Raw genomic sequence first — 19410 nt, forward strand, 5'->3', positions numbered from 1 at the left:
CCTCAGGAGAGGGCTCAGATGGCCTTGCCCGGATTGAGGATTGCCGAGGGATCAAGGGTGGCCTTGATGGCGTGCTGGAGCGAGACGGAGGTCTCGCCCAGTTCCTCGCCGACCCACTCGCGCTTGAGGATGCCCACACCGTGCTCGCCCGTCAGCGTGCCGCCGAGCCGCTGCGCGAGGTGGAACATGTCCGCGAGGGCCGCCTTCGCGGGGCCGGCGGTGATGGACTCATCGGGGTCGACCACGATCATGGGGTGCAGGTTGCCGTCCGCGGCGTGGGCCACGCTGAAGATCCTGGCACCGGTCCGGGCTCCGATCTCCTCGAGCCCGGTGAAGGCCTCCGCAAGACGATTGCGCGGCACGGCGATGTCGCCGATGGACACCCGGCCGAGCTTCTCGAGAGAGGGAATCGCGTCCCTGCGCGCCTTAACCAGGGCCTCGGCCTCCGCCGCGTCGGCCGCCCGGTGGACGTTCGAGGCGAACGGGGCGATCGCGTCGCCGATCGCGTCGAGTTCGAGGTGTGCGCCGAAGCCGTCCGTCTGGGCCAGCAGGAACGCGCCGCCCAGCTCACGGTGTCGGGTGCCCTCGGCCCGGTCGACTGCGTCGAGGGTCGGGCCGTCCATGAGCTCCAGGATCGAGGGCTGGATGCGCGCGGCCGTGATCGCCGAAGCGGCGCGGCCGGCCGCCTCCACGTCGGGGAAGTAGGCTGCGAGGGTCTCGGTGCGCACCGGGCGGGGCCGGAGTCGCAGGGTCGCCTCGACCACCACGCCGAGGGTCCCCTCGGAGCCGATGAACAGGGCGTTGAGGTCGTAGCCCGTGACACCCTTGATGGTGGAGCGGCCGGTGCGGAGAACGCGCCCATCCGCGAGGACCACCTTCAGCCCGAGCACCGATTCCCTGGTCACCCCGTACTTGGCGCACCACATGCCGCCCGCGTTGGTGGCGATGTTGCCGCCGATTGAGCAGATGGCCGTGCTCGCCGGATCGGGCGCGTAGAAGAGGCCGTGCTCGGCCGCGGCGGCGTTCACCTCGGCGTTGAGGACCCCCGGCTCGACCACCGCAACCATTTCGACGGGGTCGATGCTCAGGATCCGGTTCATGCGGGAGACGTCGAGCACAACTTCTCCGGCGTGGGCGCTCGAACCGCCGGCGAGTCCGGTGCCCGCGCCCCGCGGCACCACGGGAAGCCGGTGCTCGTGGGCCAGCCGGAGAGCCTGGACCACGTCCTCGACCGACTCGGCGTGGACGACGGCGTCCGGCAGGGTGGGCGGCTCGTAGCCGGAGCGGTCGGTGGCTGCGGCGGTGCGGGCAGCGGCGTCGAAGGAGGCGCGGGGATGCGCCGTGAACGCTCGGGTGTCAGTGTTCATGGCGTCGGCGGCCTCGATGTTCAGCGTCATTGATGCCTTCTCAGGTGTTGTGGTGGCGGTAGGGGACGTGTGCCGGCCGGTCACGGGACCATCCAGGACAGGACCCCCGTCTGGAGGACCACGAGGCCCGTGAGGGCCACGAGGAGCCCCAGGCTCCAGCCGAGGAGGCGGCGGAAGAGTGTGGCCTCGGAGCCATCGAGGCCCACGGCGGCTGCGGCGACCGCGAGGTTCTGGAGCGAGAGCATCTTTCCGAGCACACCGGCAGAGGAGTTGGTCGCGGCCATGAGGACCGGGGAGAGCCCGGTGTGCGCAGCCGCGGTGACCTGGAGCTGGCCGAACAGGGAGTTCGAGGAGGTGTCCGAGCCGGTGAGGGCCACGCCGATCCAGCCCAGAACGGGGGAGAGGAGGGCGAAGATGCCGCCCGCGGAGGCCAGGGCAATTCCGAGGGTGCCCGTCTGGCCGGAGATGTTCATGACGAAGGAGAGTGCCAGGACGGCGCTGACCGTGAGGATGGTCCAACGCAGGACCTTGAGCGTCTCGCCGTAGATCCGTACGCCCCGCCCGAACGGAATGCGGTACAGGGCGAGGGTGATGAGGCCCGAGATGAGCAGCAGCGTGCCCGTCGCCTTGAGGTGGTCGAAGCGTATGGTCGTGGATCCCACCTGCTTGCCGGCAGGGTCCACGACGTCGAGGGCCGGCCAGCGGAAGGAGAAGCCGCCCACGGCCGTGAGCCAGGTCTTGATCGCCGGAATCTGGGACAGGGAGAAGACCACGATGATCACGAGATAGGGCGCAATCGCCATCCAGATCTCACGGGCACCGGGGCGTGTGACCTCGGTCGGTGCGCCGCCCAGCCGGGACTCGCCCGCCGCGCCCGCCTCGGAGGAGCCTCTAGCGGAGGCGCCGCCAGCGGAGGTGCCCGCCTCGGAGGAGCCCCTCCGTGATGAGGTGCCGGCCGTTGCGGAGGAGGTATCGGCGTCATGCGCGGCCGCTACGCCCTGCTGGGCGTGCACGGTCTCGGCCTCGTGGTCCACAGAGGTGTCCGCCTCGAGCAGCTCGGCGGGCTGCCATACGCGCAGCAGGAGCAGGACGGCCGCAATGGCGACGATGCTCGCCAGGACGTCGGTGAGCTCGACAGTGAAGAAGTTCGAGGTGAGGAACTGGACGATTGCGAACACCACACCGCCGACCACTGCCGCGGGCCAGGTCTGCCGGACGCCGCGCTTGCCGTCCACGATGAAGACGAGCAGCAGCGGAACGATCAGGGCGAGGAACGGGGTCTGCCGGCCTGCCATAGCCGAGACGGTCCCGAGGGGGAGGCCGGTGACACCGCTGAGCGCGATGACCGGCGAGGCCATGGCCCCGAAGGCCACGGGCGCCGTGTTGGCGAGGAGCGACACGATGGCCGACTTGAGCGGCTTCATGCCGGCCGCTACGAGCATCGCTGCGGTGATCGCCACGGGGGCGCCGAATCCGGCGAGGGCCTCGAGCAGCGCGCCGAAGCAGAAGGCGATGAGGACTACGAGGATCCGCAGGTCGGCCGAGATGGAGCGGATGGTGGTGCCGAGCACGTCGAACCAGCGGGTGGCGACGGTCAGCTTGTAGACCCACAGGGCGTTGATGAGGATCCACAGGATCGGGAACACGCCATAGAAGGCTCCCTCGGCGGTGGCCGAGAGCGCCTGTCCTATCGGCATCTGCCAGACCACGATGGCGAGGATGACCGAGAGGACGAGGCTCGCGACGGCGGCCTTCCACGCCTTCGTCCGGAAGATGCCGAGCATCGCGAACAGCAGGAGGAGAGGAAGGGCCGCGAGGAACGCGGAGAGGGCAAGTGACCCGTTCAGCGGATCGACGAGTTGATGGAAGGTACTCACAGAGACTCCTTTGTCTGTGGCGGCCGCATGCAGCCGGAAGATTGTTTCCGTCATCCGAAAGCCTTAAGGAGTCTAGAGGTGATCTGCGCCACTGGTCAATGGTCTGTCCACACTGTGGTCAGTCCACGTGCGCCTGGGGACCTCAGTGATGTGGGCCGCGTTTGACAGCAGGTCCTAGGGCTGGCTACCTTCGAGGCAGTTGACCTGTATTTCCGCATTGCGAAACTATGCTTTCATTACGAGGAGTCATCATGGCTGATCGAATCGACCTCCACGGGCTGCGCGTCGCTGAAGCGCTCCACGCGTTCGTCCGCGACGAGGCCCTCCCCGGCACCGGCATCGAGGAGGACGCCTTCTGGTCCGGCGCCGCGGCGCTCATCGAGGAGTTCTCCCCGCGGGTGCAGGAGCTGCTCGCCGTCCGGGACCGGATCCAGGAGCAGATCGACGAGTTCCACCGCTCCGCCGGCGAGGGTCGCATCGACCAGGACGCCTACGAGGCGTTCCTGCGCTCGATCGGCTACCTCGTCGACGAGCCCGGGGATTTCCGCATCTCGACCGACCGCGTTGACCCGGAGATCGCGAGCATCTCCGGCCCGCAGCTCGTGGTTCCGCTCCTCAACGCCCGCTTCGCCGCCAACGCCGCGAACGCACGCTGGGGCTCTCTGTACGACGCGTTCTACGGCACGGATGTGATCGACGAGGCCGAGGGCCGCGAGCGGACGGCGGACTACAACCCCGTCCGCGGCGCAGCGGTGATCGCCCGTGCCCGCCAGTTCCTCGACGAGAGCGCGCCTCTCGCCCGCGGCTCCCACTCGGATGCCACCGCCTACCGGATCGAGGACGGCGCCCTCGTGGCCGAGACGTCCGACGGCGCGACCGGCCTCGCCGACCCCGCGCAGCTCGCCGGCTACCGCGGCGAGGCAGACGCGCCCGAGGCCATCCTGCTCGCCCACCATGGCCTGCACGCCGAGATCCAGATTGACCGCAGCCACCCCATCGGGTCCACCGACGCCGCCGGCGTGAAGGACGTGGTGCTCGAGGCCGCGCTCACCACCATCATGGACCTCGAGGACTCGGTCGCGGCCGTGGACGCCGAGGACAAGGTGTCCGGCTACCGCAACTGGCTCCAGCTCATGCAGGGCACGCTCACGGCGGATGTGAGCAAGGGAGGACGCACCTTCAGCCGGCGGCTCAACGCTGACCGGGCCTACACGACCCCCGACGGGTCTGAACTGACGCTGCCCGGCCGCTCGCTCCTGCTCATCCGCCAGGTGGGCCACCTGATGACCAGCGACGCCGTCCTCGACTCCGCCGGGAACCGCGTGCCCGAGGAGATCCTCGACGCCCTGTTCACCGGGCTCGGCTCGGTCCACGACCTGCGCGGCCCCCATGCTGGCGGCAACTCGCGTGCGGGATCCGTGTACATCGTCAAGCCCAAGATGCACGGGCCGGATGAGGTCGCTGTGGCCTGCGCCCTGCTGGCCGGCGCCGAGTCCGTGCTCGGCCTCGAGCCGCTCACGCTCAAGATCGGGATCATGGACGAGGAGCGCCGCACCTCGGCGAACCTCAAGGCGTGCATCTTCCAGGCCCGCGAGCGGGTGGTGTTCATCAACACCGGCTTCCTCGACCGCACCGGCGACGAGATCCACACATCGATGCTCGCCGGCCCGATGGTCCGCAAGGCGGACATGCGCTCCACGAGCTGGATCAAGGCGTACGAGGACTCCAACGTGGACATCGGGCTCGAGTGCGGCTTCCGCGGCCGGGCCCAGATCGGCAAGGGCATGTGGGCCGCACCGGACAACCTCGCGGACATGCTCGAGGCGAAGATCGCGCACCCGCTCGCCGGGGCCAATTGCGCCTGGGTCCCGTCTCCGACCGCCGCGACCCTGCACGCGATCCACTACCACCAGGTCGACGTGGACGCCCGCCAGGCGGAGCTCGGCACCGGCCGTCGTTCCACCCTCCGGCAGCTGCTGACCATCCCCCTCGGCGACCCCGCCGAGTGGGACGAGGACGCCCGCCGCAACGAGCTGGACAACAACATCCAGAGCACCCTCGGCTACGTGGTCCGCTGGGTGAGTGCTGGCGTGGGCTGCTCCAAGGTCCCCGACATCGAGGGCACCGCGCTGATGGAGGACCGGGCCACGTGCCGCATCAGCTCCCAGCACATCTCCAACTGGCTCCTGCACGGCATCATCACCCGGGAGCAGGTGGAGGACTCGCTGCGGCGCATGGCCGCCGTGGTCGACGAGCAGAACGCCGGGGACCCGGACTACGTGCCCATGGCGCCTTCATTCGACTCCGAGGCGTTCCTCGCCGCCCGCGAGCTCGTGCTCGAAGGCGCCAGCCAGCCCTCTGGGTACACCGAGCCGATCCTGCACCGCCGCCGCGAGGCGCAGAAGCGCGCCACCGGTCTGGTCAGGAGCGCCTCATGAGCATCGGACTGGCCGCGGCCCGCACGGTGGTCGACGAGGCCCTCGCCGTGGGCCGGGAGAACGGCTTCAAGCCGCTGACCGTGGTGGTGCTCGACGCCGGGGGCCACCTCGTGGCCGCAGCCCGCGAGGACGGCGCCTCGAACAACCGATTCGAAATCGCCCACGGCAAGGCGTACGGCGCACTCGCCCTCGGCATGGGCTCCCGGGCCCTCATGGAGCGCGCCGAGCAGCAGGCCTACTTCATCACTGCGGCCGCCGCGGCCCTGGGCGGACGCCTCGTCCCGGTGCCGGGCGGCGTGATCGTCCGCGGGACCGACGGAAGCGTCGAGGGGGCGGTCGGCATCAGCGGGGACACCTCCGACAACGACGAGACGGCCGCATCGAAGGCCATCGAGGCCGTGGGCCTCACCGCACAGGTGGCCTGAGCCCGTGTTCCCTGCGCGTCCTTCGGGGGCGTGCCTCCTCGGGCATATGCTCTAACAGGCATGTAAAGCTGGCAGAACCTCAGGCTCCGGAGGCGTACGACGGCGGGTTCCGCACCCGCCGTCGTACGCCTCCTTCCGTGGCGGCACCGCCGGTGACCAGCCCCCGCTACCGGGCCGCGTGGTCGTCGCCGCGCATGCGTACCGCGACGACCACCCCCGAGAGCGCCGTGAGGCCGGCCACGGCCGCGATCGCCGCCGGAAGCCCGTAGAGGTCGGCGAGCACGCCGGAGACGAGCGCGCCGACAGCGAAACCGCCGTCGCGCCAGAGGCGGTAGACGCCCACCGAGCGGGCGCGCCAGGTGGGGTGCGCGACGTCGCCGATCGCCGCGAGCAGTGTGGGGTAGACCATCGCGGTACCGAGTCCGATGAGCACCGCTGCGGCGAGCCAGATGCCGAAGTCATGCCCGGCGGCGACCATCGCCAACCCGGCGGCCTGCACGCCCATGCCGCCGGCGATGAGCCATTTGCGCCCGTACCTGTCCGACGCCGCCCCCGTGACGAGCTGGCCCGCACCCCACACCGCAGGGTAGACGGCCGCGAGGACGCCGATCTGGCCCAGGCTCAGTCCCGCCGAGGCGAACAGCACGGGGAAGAGGCCCCAGGCGAGGCCGTCGTTGAGGTTGTTGACCAGGCCGGCTTGGCTCACGGCCGAGAGGGAGCGGTCCTTGAAGCTCGTGAGGGCGAAGACCTGGCCGTTGGTGAGGTTTCCGTGGGCGGAGTGGTGCACTGAAGCGTGCTGGGCGGCCTCCAGCCTCATGTGGTGGTGGGTCTCGCGGACCGTCAGGACAGAGAGGCCGAGGCCGAGTCCGATGTACGCGGCGCCCACGAGGAACGGGCCCGGGCGCAGGCCGTACTGGGCGGCGATGTAGCCGGTGGCGAGCGCGGTGAGAGCGACGCCGGGGTATCCCGCTGCTTCATTGAAGCCCATGGCGAGGCCTCGCTGGTTCGGGCCTACGAGGTCCATCTTCATGACCACCGTGGTGGACCACGTGAGGCCCTGGCTCAGGCCAAGGAGCACGTTCGCTGCGACGATCCAGCCCCAGTTCGGTCCGACGATCAGCATGAGTGGCACGGGGATCGCCAGAAGCCAGCCGGCCACGAGCACCGGCTTGCGGCCGAATCGGTCCGAGAGCGTGCCCGCGAAGTAGTTCATCGCGGCCTTGGACAGGCCGAACGCGAGAATGTACGTCAGGGCACTCGTGTGGAGGCCCAGGTTGAACTCCTGGGTGGCTAGGAGTGGCAGGACCGTGCGCTCCTGCCCGAGCGTGCCGCCCACGAGCGCGTTGACCGCGACGAGGAGCATGAACTGGGAGAGGTTTTGCTTCAGGCCCAGGACCGGGGGGCTCGGTGCTGCCATGGTGGTTCTCCAAGGAAACATGGAATACTGTAGTATCCAGTATTACATGGATCTTTGGAGGATAAGATGGCCGAGAAGTTTGGAACGGGGAAGCGGGCCGACAAGGCGGCGCTGTTCGAGGCGTTCGCGCGGGTGGGCAAGGCGCTCGCGAATGGGAAGCGGCTCGAGCTCCTGGACCTGCTCACACAGGGGGAGAGGAGCGTCGAAGCGCTCGCTGAGGCCGCTGGCCTCGGGCTCTCAACCGCGTCGGCGCACCTTCAGACGCTCCGTCAGGCCGGGCTTGTCACAACCCGCCGCGACGGGACCAAGATCTACTATGGCGCGGCCGGGCCCGATGTCCTGCGGCTCTACGCGCTCCTGCGGGGCGTCGCCCAGGAGCGCGTGGCCGACGTCGAGCCGCGGCGGGCAGCGTACCTGCGGCTCGCGGGGCACCGGGCCGGCGAGGAAGGGCTCACGCGCGAGGACCTCGCTGAGCGGGCGGCCGCCGGGACTGTGACGGTCCTAGACGTGCGCCCTTCCGCGGAATTCCGCGCCGGACATGTGCCGGGAGCCGTATCCATCCCGGTCGACGAGCTCGACGCGCGGCTTGCCGAGCTCCCCGCAGGCTCGGAGGTGGTCGCATACTGCCGCGGTGCCTACTGCGTCATGGCCTATGACGCCCTCGACATCCTGCGTGCGCACGGCATCGCCGCGCGCCGGCTTGAGGACGGCATGCTCGAGTGGCGGCTCGCAGGAATGGCGGTCGAGTCGGGCCCGGCGGCGTAGCCTCGGTCCCCCTGTCCGTTCCTGCTCACGTGGGACGATGTCCCGGTGCTCCGGCTCGGCGCGCCGGCCGCGACACGCCGAATGGGATCGGCCAATCTGGGCACGAGCGAACGAACGCGGGTGCTCGCTTGCGCTTCGTCGACCAGAGCGCGAGGGCTGCGGACGCTCGAGGCTGATCTCGCCTCCAGAGCCGCTGAATCTCTACACCGGGTGGGCAGTGGCTCCCTGGACCTGTGATTCGCGCGGAATCCGGGGTAGCACTGGACCATGACGTCGATCGCGCAGCGCCCACAGGGCATTCCCCGCAGCCCGAATTCCGTCCAGTCCCTCGTCAACGAGCTGCGCGGCACGATCGACGGCGAGGTCGACGATTCGTCCGTGGCCCGCGCCCTCTACTCCTCCGACGCCGGGAACTACCGGGTGGTCCCGGGGGTTGTGGTGCTTCCGCGCTCCCGCGAGGACATCCTCACGGCCGTGGCTGCTGCCCAGAGGCATGGCGTCCCGGTGACGATGCGCGGAGGGGGCACGTCGATGGCAGGCAACGCCGTGGGGACGGGTCTCGTGATCGACACCTCGCGCCACCTCAGCCGCATCCTCGCCCTCGACCCGGACGCGAAGACGGCGGTGGTCGAACCCGGGGTTGTGCTGAGTGACCTTCAAGCCGCGTGCGCCCCGCACGGCCTGCGCTTCGGCCCCGACCCGGCGAGCGGCACGCGCTGCACGCTCGGTGGGATGATCGGCAACAATGCCTGCGGTGCCCACGCCATGTCCTACGGCCGCACAGCGGACAACGTCGTTTCGCTGACCTGGCTCACGGGCACCGGAGAGGTGATCACGGCGGGTCAGGGCACCCTTGACGCCGTTCCTGGCCTCCGCGCCCTCGTCGACAGGCGGCTGGGCTTGCTGCGAACGGAGTTCGGCCGCTTCCACCGGCAGGTGTCCGGCTACGGGCTCGACCACCTCCTGCCCGAGAACGGGTCGAATCTAGCCGCCGCCCTCGTCGGCACCGAGGGCACATGCGGCGTGCTCCTCGAGGCCACGCTCCGCCTCGTGCCCAAGGCCAAGGCGCCCGCGCTCGCCGTCCTCGGATACCGCGACCTCGCCACCGCGGCCGACGACGTGCCGAACTTCCTGCGCTTCCACCCGCTGGCGCTCGAGGGACTCGACACGCGCCTCCTCGACATGGTCCGCGAGGCCAAGGGCCCAGGCAGCGTCCCCGACCATCCTGACGGCGGCTGCCTCCTCCTCGCCGAGGTCCCCGGGGACACTCCCGAGGAAGCGGCCGAGGCCGCACGGAGCCTCGCGCAGGCCGCCTCGACGGACAAGACGCTCGTCCTCGAGGCCGGGGACGAGGCGAACCGCCTGTGGCGCATCCGCGAAGACGCCTCGGGACTCGCGGGCCGCACACCGGCCGGGCACCAGGCGTGGCCCGGCTGGGAGGACTCCGCCGTCCCGCCCGAGCACCTCGGCGACTACCTGCGCGGCCTCACCGCACTCATGGAGAGCGAGGGCCTCACCGGCATGGCCTACGGGCACTTCGGTGACGGCTGCGTGCACCTCCGCCTCGACTTCCCCCTCGAGCACGACGGCGCGCGCATGCGGCAGTTCCTCGAGCGTGCCGCGGCGCTCGTCGCAGAGCACGGCGGGGCCCTCTCGGGCGAGCACGGCGATGGTCGCGCCCGCTCCGAGCTCCTGCCCGCCATGTACAGCGCCGACGCACTCTCCGCGATGGCCGAGTTCAAGGCACTCTTCGACCCCGCGGACTTCCTCAACCCGGGCATCGTGGTGCACCCCGCAAAGGTGGACGCGGACCTCCGACGCCCACACGCCGTTGAACTCCTCGCGGATCGGGGCTTCGCCTTCGCCGAGGACGGCGGCAGCGTCACCAAGGCGGTCCACCGCTGCGTCGGGGTGGGGAAGTGTCGGGCTGACGTGCGCGACGGTGGCGGGTTCATGTGTCCCTCGTTCATCGCGACGCACCAGGAGAAGGACTCGACCCGCGGCCGGGCGCGCGCCCTGCAAGAGATGCTCAACGGCGGGGTGGTCCGTGACGGCTGGCGCTCGCCCGAGGTCCACGCCGCACTCGACCTGTGCCTGAGCTGCAAGGCCTGCGCGAGTGACTGCCCCGCCGGGGTCGACATGGCCCGGTACAAGTCCGAGACCCTCTACCGCTCCTACCGCGGCCGCTTCCGCCCTCGCAGCCACTACACCCTCGGCCGGCTTCCGCAGTGGCTCCGGCTCGTCGCCCCGTTCGCTGCCGTGCTCAACCTCTCGGCCCGAGTCCCGCTCCTGCGCACGACGGCGCTCGCCGCCTTGGGCGCGGACCGTCGCCGCTCGCTGCCCCGCCTGCCCAAGGCGCCGTTCCGCTGGGACCGGGCACCGCGGCGTCGTGCGTCATCGGGCGGGCGGGCAGCGGAAGGCGCCCCGAAGGTGTTGCTGTGGGTCGACACCTTTTCCGATGCGCTCGACCCCGAGATCCCGCGGGACGCGCTGACCGTGCTGGAGGCGGCCGGGTGCGACGTCGAGGTGGCCGGTCCCGGCGCCTGCTGCGGCATCACCTACATCTCCACGGGCCAGCTCGACGCTGCCAAGGCCCGGCTGCGCAGGACGCTCGACGTCCTTGTCCCGCACGTGCGGGCAGGACGGACAGTGGTCGGGCTCGAGCCGAGCTGTACGGCAACCCTGCGGTCCGACCTCACGGACCTCCTGCCGGACGACCCGCGTTCCGTTGAACTCGCGGGGGCGGTGAAGACCGTGGCCGAGTTCCTGACGGGAATTGGCTGGCGGCCGCCGCGCTCGGGGGAGAAGCTGCTCGCCCAGCCGCACTGCCACCAGTACTCGGTGATGGGGTTCGACGCAGACCGGCAGCTGCTCGCCGCCGCCGCGTGCGATGTCGAGGTCTCGGCCGGCTGCTGCGGGCTCGCGGGGAACTTCGGCATGGAGGCTGGGCACTATGAGGTCTCCGAGGCGATTGCCCGGGGCGGGGTCCTGGCGCGGGCCGAGGCCTCTCCCGACCGGGCAATCCTCGCGGACGGGTTCTCGTGCCGCACCCAGGTCGCGGACCTCGCCGGGCTCGAGGGGCGGCACCTCGTGCAGGTGCTCGCGGCGGCCCTGCGGCGCGACGGGAAGCCTTGATCCGGGGTAATCAGCCGTAGACCGTGGCGTAGATCTCCTCGATCTGGGCCGCGGTGGGGACCACCGGATTGTTGCCGGGCGAACCGGAGGCGAGCGCCTGCTCAGCCATGATCGGCGCCGCGCGGTCCCAGTCGGCTCGGCTGATGCCTCGTGAATGAGGCGTCGGCACCGCGAGGTCACTGTTCAGCTTCTTGAGCTCGTCCACGAGCGCCTGGGCTGCGGCGGCGTCGTCCCCGTCTGCGACGCCGAGCGCGCGGGCGCAGTCCGCGTAGCGGGATTCTGCACCCGAGACCGAGAATTCGGTGACCGCGGGGAAGAGCATCGCGTTGGCGAGTCCGTGCGCGATGTGGAAGTGCGCGCCGATCGGCCGGCTCATGCCGTGCACGAGGGCCACGCTCGAATTGGAGAACGCGATGCCTGCCTGGGTCGCGGCCAGCATCATGGCCTCGCGTGCCTGACGGTTGGAGCCGTCCTTGTACACCTCGCGGAGGTTCCGGCCGATCGCCGTCATGGCGGAGAGCGCGAAGCTGTCCGAGAAGGGGTTTGCACGGCGGCTCACGTAGGCCTCGATTGCATGGGTGAGCGCGTCGACGCCCGTGTCCGCGCTCAGGCGGGCGGGCATGGACAGGGTCAGCTCGTAGTCCACGACCGCAGCGATCGGGAGGAACGAGCGCCCCGTGCAGAGCATCTTCTCGTCCGTCTCCGAGTCGCTGATGATGGTGAACTGCGTCGCCTCGGAGCCGGTGCCTGCAGTGGTGGGGACGGCGACGACCGGAAGGGCCGGGCCGGTGTTGCTCTTGGGCGCCTTGTAGTTGCGCATCGGGCCGTCATTGAGGGAGAGGAAGCCGAGCGCCTTCGCCGTGTCGATCGAGCTTCCGCCGCCGAAGCCCACGAGGAGGTCGGCGCCGTGTTCCCGCACTGCGGCGAGGCCGCCCTCGAGCGAATCGGTGGTCGGGTCCGGGACGCACTCGGCATACAGCGCGGTGTTCAGGCCAGCCCCGCGAAGCGACTCGAGCGCGGAATCGACGGTCCCCGACTCCTTCATGAACGGGTCCGTCACCACCAGGGGCCGCTCAGACCCGAGCTCCCTCACGGTCTCGCCCAGCTCCTGGATCGCACCTGCGCCCACCTTCATGGTCCTGGGCAAGGTGATCTGAAACGTCATGGCGCTACCTCCCGCTCGTCGTCGAGGCCAGGCACACTACGGTGTCGGCACGTTCCCCAGTCTCTCCGAAGGTGAGGCCTTCTGCCACGGCCAGCGGCCCGTAATCTCGAGCTCGAGCGAGAAGCTCAGGAACGTACGGATTGCGACGATGACTGCCAGAACGGCCACACTGTCGAGGGTGGGCGTCACGGCGACGGTGCGGATGATGTCCGCCGCGACCAGCAGCTCGAGGCCGAGCAGGATCGAGCGCCCGAGGCGCTGGCGGTAGGACCTGTACACGCTGATTGGTCCGCCGCCGTTCGTGCGCCGGAACGCGAGCGGAATCGAGACCAGCGCTCCGATGACCATGGCGGCGACGCCAGCGATATCGACGTATTGCCCAATTGCCTCGATGGTTGAACGGAAGTCCATGCAGCTCCCCCTTGCTTCACAGGGCCGGTCGTCACGCTTGGGGGATCCGGAGGGCCTGTCCCGGGTAGATGACGTTGGGGTCGAACAGGATGTCGCGGTTGGCGGTGAAGATGAGCCCGTACTTGTTCGCGTCGCCGTAGAACTGCTGCGCGATTCCGGAGAGCGTGTCGCCGGGCACCACGGTGTGGAGCGAGAATCCCGAGTAGGTCCCGCCCATGAGCGTGCGGCCGAACGTCACAGGCACGGTCACCGATGCGGCGTTCTCGGGCAGGCCACTCGGGTTGGTGGCCTGGACGGTGACGGTGCCTTCCGGCGTCGACGGTGTGCCGAGCCCGAAGGCGCTGTGGAACAGGGAAAATCCGTTGCCCCCGCCCATGAGGTTCGATTCCGCGACGATGTGGCCCGCGGCGTCGCGTACCACCACGGAGCCGTAGACCCCCTCGAACGCTGCGCCGAGCCCGGCCACAACTACCTGTGCGCCGAGGATGTCGAAGGGGAGGGGGGTGCGGAGGCTGATCTGCGGCAGGATCGACATGCACCCCAGTCTGGTGTGTGGCCCGCTGGCTGTCACGCTTGGCACGAGCGGAGCCAAGAATCAGCGCGCAGTGCGGTCGGCCTGCGGTTCCTTGGCCATGGAGTGGAAGAGCTGGGTGGAGGAGAGGGCGTTGAAGGGCATGGGGATGTTGTGCTCGAGGCCCTTGAGGTGGGCGGCCTTGAGGTCCTTCAGGAGCACGGCGAGGGCGGTGTCCGCGGTCCATTGGGAGACGGAGTCCCAGTTCCGGGCTACCCAGCTGTCCCCGGTGCTGACCGTGAAGAGGTTCAGCAGCTCGTCCTGGGGGAGGCTGTAGTGCGCGCCGAAGGCGGCGGGGTCCCGGGGCGCATCGTCCTCGGTGCCACCGCCTCCATGTCCTGACCCTGCAAGGAAAGACTGCATCACCGTGAGCATGTACCAGACTGTCAATCCCGCCACAGGCCAGTCCGTGGCGTCCTTCCCCGCGCTGAACGACGCCGAGGTCGAGGGTGTCCTCTCCGCGTCCACCGAGGCCTACGCATCGTGGCGGAAGGCCCCGCTCAAGGACCGTGCATCCGTCCTGAAGCGGGCGGCCGAGCTCCACCGCGAGCGTGCGGACGAACTCGCAGCCCTCCTGACCCTCGAGGTCGGCAAGCCGATCGCCGAGGCACGCGGAGAGGTGGCCCTCGTGGCGAACATCTACGAGTACTACGCTGACCACGCGGAGGAGTTCCTCGACGACGAGCAACTGAGCATCGCCGGACCCGGGGAGGCGATCGTCCGCACCGAGCCGATCGGCCCGATTGTCGGTGTCATGCCCTGGAACTTCCCGTATTACCAGGTGGCGCGGTTCGCGGCACCCAACGTGGTCCTGGGCAACACCGTGATCGTCAAGCACTCCCGCAACTGCCCACAGTCCGCGCTCGCCATCGAGTCGATCCTGAACGAGGCGGGCGTGCCCGAGGGCGTCTACATCAACGCGTTCGCGACGAGCGGCCAGATTGCGGCCATGGTTGCGGACCCTCGAGTCCGCGGCGTCTCACTCACCGGGTCGGAAATGGCCGGCTCGGCGGTGGCAGAGGTTGCGGGCCGCCACATGAAGAAGTTCGTCCTCGAGCTGGGCGGATCCGACCCCTTCATCGTCCTTGCCGACGCCGACCTCGACAAGGCGGTCTCCGACGCCGTCGCCGGCCGCCTGTACAACGCCGGCCAGGCGTGCACGGCCTCGAAGCGCTTCATCGTCGAAGACGGGGTCTATGACGAGTTCCTCTCGCGCTTCGCCGAGGCCATGAGGGCGGTCCAGCCAGACGACCCCATGGAGTTGGGGACCAGGCTGGGCCCCCTCGCGTCGCGTGCAGCCGCCGAGGAGCTCGCCGAGATCGTCGACGACGCCATCCTCCACGGTGCCACCGCCATCGCCGGGGACACGCCGGGCCGCGAGGGCGCGTTCTTCCCGCCGACCGTCCTGACCGGCGTCGTCCCCGGGACGCGCGCCTACTCGGAGGAGTTGTTCGGCCCCGTGGCGGTCGTCCACCGCGCCTCATCCGCGTCGGACGCTGTCGAGATCGCCAACGATTCCGCCTACGGACTCGCCGCCTCGGTCTACACGACGGACGAGGCCGCGGCCCGGGAGATCGCTGCCCAGCTCGAGGCCGGCATGGTCTGGATCAACAGCGTCAGCCGCAGCGCCCCGGACCTCCCGTTCGGTGGGGTCAAGCTCTCCGGCGTCGGCCGCGAGCTCTCGCGCTTCGGCATCAACGAGTTCGCGAACAAGAAGCTCGTGCGCATTCCCAAGCCCTCCGCGGGCGCCGCCACCTAGGAATAGCAGCCTGTTGGCCGGCGCCCCCGGTTCTGTCCACCCTCCGCCGACGGCGCGTGGGCGGGATCGGGGGCGCCGTTTCGCGTCTACGGCGAGCTCGCGCCGTCGGCCCTGCCCGCCGGTTCCCCTGACGGCCAGACAGCTTCAGCCAGCCGGAGGACGGCGCCCAGGGCCTTGCTCTCCTCATTGGGCATCCACGCCATACGGAGCTGGATGGGCAGGGTGGGATCGAGCACCCTGAGGAACCTGACGTGGGGGTCCACAACGTTCTCGGCCATTGAGGACAGGGTCAGGGAGCACCCCACTTCCGCGCCGACGAGGGCCATAGCGGTCCACGAGTCGGGGACAACCTGGACGATCTCCGCGTCGAATCCGGCCTCCACGCTGAGGCGGCGCAGGCGGTCCCCAAGGACTGAACCCTCGTGTGGGGGCAATGAGACCCATGATTCTTCGGCCAGATCGGCGATGTGTACCTCGTCCTGCCCCGCGAGCCGGTGCGATGCCGGGACGGCGACGACGAGATGCTCCTCGGCGATGACACGCCTGCTGACCCCGCCCGGGAGCAGGTCCCAGCGGCCCAGGCAGATCTCGACTTCGCCACGCAGCACCTTCCCGAGCGCCGGGAGGGCGAAGTTCTGGCTGTCCAGACCGAACGTGATGCCGGGGTAGCGCCGCCGGACCTCGCGCGCGAGGATGCCGATCAGGATATGCGTGGAGGCCCCCGAGTAGGCGACCCGGACCAGTCCCGCCTCGCCCCGGCTCGCGGCCTGGACCGCGGATTCGGCGCGCCGTGCCGTCTCCAGCATCTCCCGGGCTGGCTCCATGAGGGCAAGGCCCTCCTCCGTCAGCCGCACGTTGCGTGTGCTGCGCACGAACAGGTCCGCCTTCAGCTCGCGCTCGAGCTGCCGGATGATCCGGCTGACCGGGGGCTGTGCCATGTGCAGGCGCTCCGCGGCACGTCCGAAGTGAAGCTCCTCGGCGACGGCGAGGAAGACGCGCACCTGCTGTAGCTCCATTCCAAGATTGTTGCATCGAAGACATGGATAAAGCGAGCAATAGGTATTGGACGTGCACTAATCATTGGTGGGACCGTTGGTATGTGCCGCCGCAGACGTTGACAGAGGAGATGTTGGGATGACTGCGCAATTGATCACCACGGACCAGGACTCCAACATCCCGGCCGAAGCCGCTGCTGCTGTCCACGACGCGTTCGGCCGCTCGTCGTCCGGACCGCTGGCGGGGCTCGTGGTCGCTGACTTCAGCCGCGTTCTGGCTGGCCCCTACTGCACCATGATGCTCGCCGACATGGGCGCAACCGTCCTCAAGGTCGAGGGAAAGTCCGGGGACGAGACGCGGGCGTGGAAGCCACCGGTCCGCGACGGGGAATCGACCTACTACCTCTCGATCAACCGCAACAAGCGCTCCATCGCCCTCGACTTCGACGACGACGAGGACCTTGCCGCCGCCCGCGATCTCGCGGCTCGCGCCGACGTGGTCGTCGAGAACTTCAAGCCGCACGGACTCGAGCGGTTCGGCCTCGACTACGAGACGGTCCGCGACGGGAATCCGACGGTTGTCTACGCGTCGATCACGGGCTTCGGGACTGCCGAAGGTGCCGCACTGCCCGGCTATGACCTGCTGGTCCAGGCCCTGTCCGGCCTCATGAGCCTCACCGGGGAGCCCGAGGCTCCGGCATACCGGTCCGGCGTCGCCGTATTCGACGTCATGACGGGCCTCCACGCAGCCGTCGGCATCCTGGCAGCTCTCAACGAGCGCACCAGGAGCGGCACCGGCCAGCACATCGAGGTCAACCTCATGTCCTCGGCCCTGTCCGGAATGGTGAACCAGACTGCGGGCTACCTGCTCAGCGGCACCGTCCCGAGGCGCATGGGCAACGACCACCCGAGCATCTTCCCCTACGGGCCCTTTCCGACGGCGGACGGTGAGATCGTCCTCGCCATTGGCAACGACCGCCAGTTCAGAGCGCTCTGCGACGCCCTCGGAGCGCCGCGCCTGCGTGACGACCCGCGGTTCGCCACGGCGCATGAGCGCAGCATGTCGCGTGAGACCCTTCGGCCGCTCCTCACGGGCCTTCTCTCCGTGCGCAGCGCGGCCGAGTGGTTCGAGATTCTCACTGCGGCCCGGCTGCCTTGCGCTCCTATCAACGATGTAAGCCGCGGGATCACCTTTGCCGAGGAGATTGGACTGGAGCCTGTCGTCCCCGTCGGCGATGGCGACGGAGCGCTGCCGGGCATCCGGAACCCCATGACGTTCTCACGCACACCGGCCTCCTACGACCTGCTCCCCCCCGGGCTCGACGCAGACCGGGACGCCGTCCTCTCCTGGCTCGGGCAGAGCCGCCCCGCCCAGTCCTAATTCCGCACGCTCCCACGAAGGACCCACCATGTCGATCTCCACCACTGAACCCACGGCTACTTCCGACTACTTCCGTCTCGACGAGGACCTCACGCCCGAGGAGATCGCGATCCGAGACAAGGTCCGCGCCTTCGCCCACGAGCGCGTCCTGCCCGTCATCAACGAATACTGGGAACGCGCGGAATTCCCGTACGAGATCCTGCCCGGCATCGCCGAGCTCGGCATTATCGGCACCTTCATCAAAGGCTATGGATGCCCCGGCATGAGCCGGAAGGCAGCCGGAATGGTCGCCCGTGAGATGGCGCGCGCGGATGGGAGCATCAACACCTTTCTTGGAGTGCACTCCAACCTCTGCATGGGCACCCTGAGCATGCTCGGCAGCGAGGAGCAGAAGCAGCGCTGGCTGCCCTCCCTAGCCCGGATTGAAACGACGGGCGCCTTCGCGCTGACGGAGCCGGACCACGGCTCGGACTCGGTGGCGCTGGAGACGAGCGCCCGCCGCGATGGGGACGAGTGGGTGCTCGACGGGCACAAGCGCTGGATCGGCAACGGCCACGCGGCCGACGTCGTCGTCCTGTTCGCCCGCAACGTCGACGACGGCCAGGTGAACTGCTTCGTGGTGGAGAAGGGTCCGGACGGCCTCCACCCCGCGGGCTACAACCCGACCGTGATCACGGGAAAGGTCGGCAAGCGCGCCATCCTCCAGGCCGACATCGTCATCGACCGCCTGCGCGTCCCCGAGGCGAACCGGCTCACGGGGTGCCGCTCGTTCAAGGACGTTGCCCGGGTCCTGCAGGCCACCCGCGGCGGTGCGGCGTGGGAGGCAGTCGGCCACGCGATGGCCGCGTTCGAGATCGCCTGCGAGTATGCGAAGACCCGGATCCAGTTCGGGAACCCGATCGGCTCGTACCAGCTCGTGCAGAACAAGCTCGCGAACATGCTCAGCGAGCTGACTGCCATGCAGCTCACGTGCAACCGCATGGCCGAGCTGGCCGAGCGGGACGAGCTCACCAGCGCGCAGGCCGCAATGGTCAAGATGGCCACGTCTCAGAAGGCCAAGTGGATCTGCAACGAGGCACGCGACATGCTCGGTGGCCAGGGCCTCCTGCTCGAGAATCACATCGCCCGGCACATGACCGACATGGAGGTCGTCGCAACCTACGAGGGAACCGACTCGATGCAGTCCCTCATCGTGGGCCGCGACATCACCGGCCTGTCCGCGTTCCGCTGAGCTCAAGCCGGAGTGAGGAAATCGTGACCAATGACGACGGCGGGCCGCGCCTTGACGCGTCGGGTTTCGGGACGTTGGTGGTTCAGGAGTGGGGGGATCGGCTGCATGCGCGGTTGGACCGGCCGGAGGTGCGCAACGCGATCGACCAGTCCATGGTGGACGAGCTGCACGCGGTGTGCGGGTATCTGGAGGCGAACCCGAAGGTGCTGATCCTCTCGGGCACGCCAGCGGATCCGGAGTCGGGGGCGAAGGGGATCTTCGCCTCCGGGGCGGACATCGCCCAGCTCAGGGAGCGGCGCCGGGACGATGCGCTCGCGGGGATCAACTCGGGCGTGTTCGACCGGATCGCGCGCCTGCCGATGCCCGTGGTCGCGGCGCTGGAGGGGTTCGCGCTGGGCGGTGGGGCGGAGCTGGCCTACGCGGCCGACTTCCGGATCGGCACGGAGTCCCTGCGCCTGGGGAACCCGGAGACG

At 69.4% G+C, this 19410-nt stretch carries 16 protein-coding genes; 8 read left to right on the top strand and 8 right to left on the bottom strand.

The genetic code is table 11. The features are described from left to right. Nucleotides 1-14: 14 nt before the first annotated feature. Nucleotides 15-1397, bottom strand: coding sequence for an FAD-binding oxidoreductase (locus tag LF262_RS16530; RefSeq protein WP_235781505.1), 1383 nt, complete (start codon nt 1395-1397; stop codon nt 15-17). A gap of 50 nt (nt 1398-1447) precedes the next feature. Further along, nucleotides 1448-3244, bottom strand: coding sequence for an L-lactate permease (locus LF262_RS16535; RefSeq protein WP_235781506.1), 1797 nt, complete (start codon nt 3242-3244; stop codon nt 1448-1450). A 251-nt stretch (nt 3245-3495) separates the two neighbouring features. Between LF262_RS16535 and LF262_RS16540 the strand changes: the two genes are divergently transcribed. Then, the gene (locus LF262_RS16540) at nt 3496-5682 is read left to right on the top strand and encodes a malate synthase G (RefSeq protein ID WP_235781507.1); all 2187 of its coding nucleotides are present in this window, start codon (nt 3496-3498) and stop codon (nt 5680-5682) included. Continuing rightward, on the top strand, nt 5679-6107 hold the full coding sequence (locus tag LF262_RS16545) for a GlcG/HbpS family heme-binding protein (RefSeq protein WP_235781508.1): 429 nt from the start codon (nt 5679-5681) through the stop codon (nt 6105-6107). The genes LF262_RS16540 and LF262_RS16545 overlap by 4 nt, the downstream gene beginning before the upstream one ends. Before the next feature lie 166 nt (nt 6108-6273). On the opposite strand, the gene LF262_RS16550 is transcribed toward LF262_RS16545, so the two are convergent. Beyond that, nucleotides 6274-7524: an MFS transporter gene (locus LF262_RS16550; protein ID WP_235781509.1), complete on the bottom strand. Its 1251-nt coding sequence runs from the start codon at nt 7522-7524 to the stop codon at nt 6274-6276. A 66-nt stretch (nt 7525-7590) separates the two neighbouring features. On the opposite strand from LF262_RS16550, the gene LF262_RS16555 reads away from it, so the two are divergent. Both LF262_RS16555 and LF262_RS16560 read left to right on the top strand, forming a co-directional pair. Next, nucleotides 7591-8289 carry an ArsR/SmtB family transcription factor gene (locus LF262_RS16555; protein ID WP_235781510.1) on the top strand — a complete coding sequence of 233 codons (699 nt, stop codon included), beginning with the start codon at nt 7591-7593 and terminating at the stop codon, nt 8287-8289. 267 nt (nt 8290-8556) lie between these two features. Continuing rightward, nucleotides 8557-11424 (top strand): FAD-binding and (Fe-S)-binding domain-containing protein, encoded by a 2868-nt coding sequence (locus LF262_RS16560; RefSeq protein WP_235781511.1) that lies wholly within the window; start codon nt 8557-8559, stop codon nt 11422-11424. Nucleotides 11425-11434: 10 nt separating this feature from the next. On the opposite strand, the gene LF262_RS16565 is transcribed toward LF262_RS16560, so the two are convergent. From LF262_RS16565 to LF262_RS16580, 4 genes are read right to left on the bottom strand one after another with little or no spacing between them, the layout of a single operon-like run. After that, on the bottom strand, nt 11435-12589 hold the full coding sequence (locus LF262_RS16565) for an iron-containing alcohol dehydrogenase (RefSeq protein ID WP_235781512.1): 1155 nt from the start codon (nt 12587-12589) through the stop codon (nt 11435-11437). A gap of 36 nt (nt 12590-12625) precedes the next feature. Then, on the bottom strand, nt 12626-13000 hold the full coding sequence (locus LF262_RS16570) for a DUF1622 domain-containing protein (protein WP_235781513.1): 375 nt from the start codon (nt 12998-13000) through the stop codon (nt 12626-12628). Between the two features lie 31 nt (nt 13001-13031). Next, nucleotides 13032-13535: a LysM peptidoglycan-binding domain-containing protein gene (locus tag LF262_RS16575; RefSeq protein ID WP_235781514.1), complete on the bottom strand. Its 504-nt coding sequence runs from the start codon at nt 13533-13535 to the stop codon at nt 13032-13034. A 60-nt stretch (nt 13536-13595) separates the two neighbouring features. Continuing rightward, nucleotides 13596-13934 carry a hypothetical protein gene (locus LF262_RS16580; RefSeq protein ID WP_235781515.1) on the bottom strand — a complete coding sequence of 113 codons (339 nt, stop codon included), beginning with the start codon at nt 13932-13934 and terminating at the stop codon, nt 13596-13598. Between the two features lie 10 nt (nt 13935-13944). On the opposite strand from LF262_RS16580, the gene LF262_RS16585 reads away from it, so the two are divergent. Further along, nucleotides 13945-15330, top strand: coding sequence for an NAD-dependent succinate-semialdehyde dehydrogenase (locus tag LF262_RS16585; RefSeq protein ID WP_268934001.1), 1386 nt, complete (start codon nt 13945-13947; stop codon nt 15328-15330). A gap of 86 nt (nt 15331-15416) precedes the next feature. Here the strand turns inward: LF262_RS16585 and LF262_RS16590 are convergent, their stop codons facing one another. Beyond that, nucleotides 15417-16346, bottom strand: coding sequence for a LysR substrate-binding domain-containing protein (locus LF262_RS16590; RefSeq protein ID WP_235781517.1), 930 nt, complete (start codon nt 16344-16346; stop codon nt 15417-15419). Nucleotides 16347-16464: 118 nt separating this feature from the next. Between LF262_RS16590 and LF262_RS16595 the strand changes: the two genes are divergently transcribed. The 3 genes from LF262_RS16595 to LF262_RS16605 all read left to right on the top strand — a co-directional run. Continuing rightward, on the top strand, nt 16465-17706 hold the full coding sequence (locus LF262_RS16595; protein WP_235781518.1) for a CaiB/BaiF CoA transferase family protein: 1242 nt from the start codon (nt 16465-16467) through the stop codon (nt 17704-17706). A gap of 28 nt (nt 17707-17734) precedes the next feature. Continuing rightward, nucleotides 17735-18937 carry an acyl-CoA dehydrogenase family protein gene (locus LF262_RS16600; protein WP_235781519.1) on the top strand — a complete coding sequence of 401 codons (1203 nt, stop codon included), beginning with the start codon at nt 17735-17737 and terminating at the stop codon, nt 18935-18937. Nucleotides 18938-18960: 23 nt separating this feature from the next. After that, nucleotides 18961-19410 (top strand): enoyl-CoA hydratase/isomerase family protein (locus LF262_RS16605; RefSeq protein WP_235781520.1); only part of this gene is annotated, 450 nt, incomplete at its 3' end.

This window comes from Sinomonas notoginsengisoli, from assembly GCF_021554725.1.
GTDB lineage: Bacteria > Actinomycetota > Actinomycetes > Actinomycetales > Micrococcaceae > Sinomonas > Sinomonas notoginsengisoli.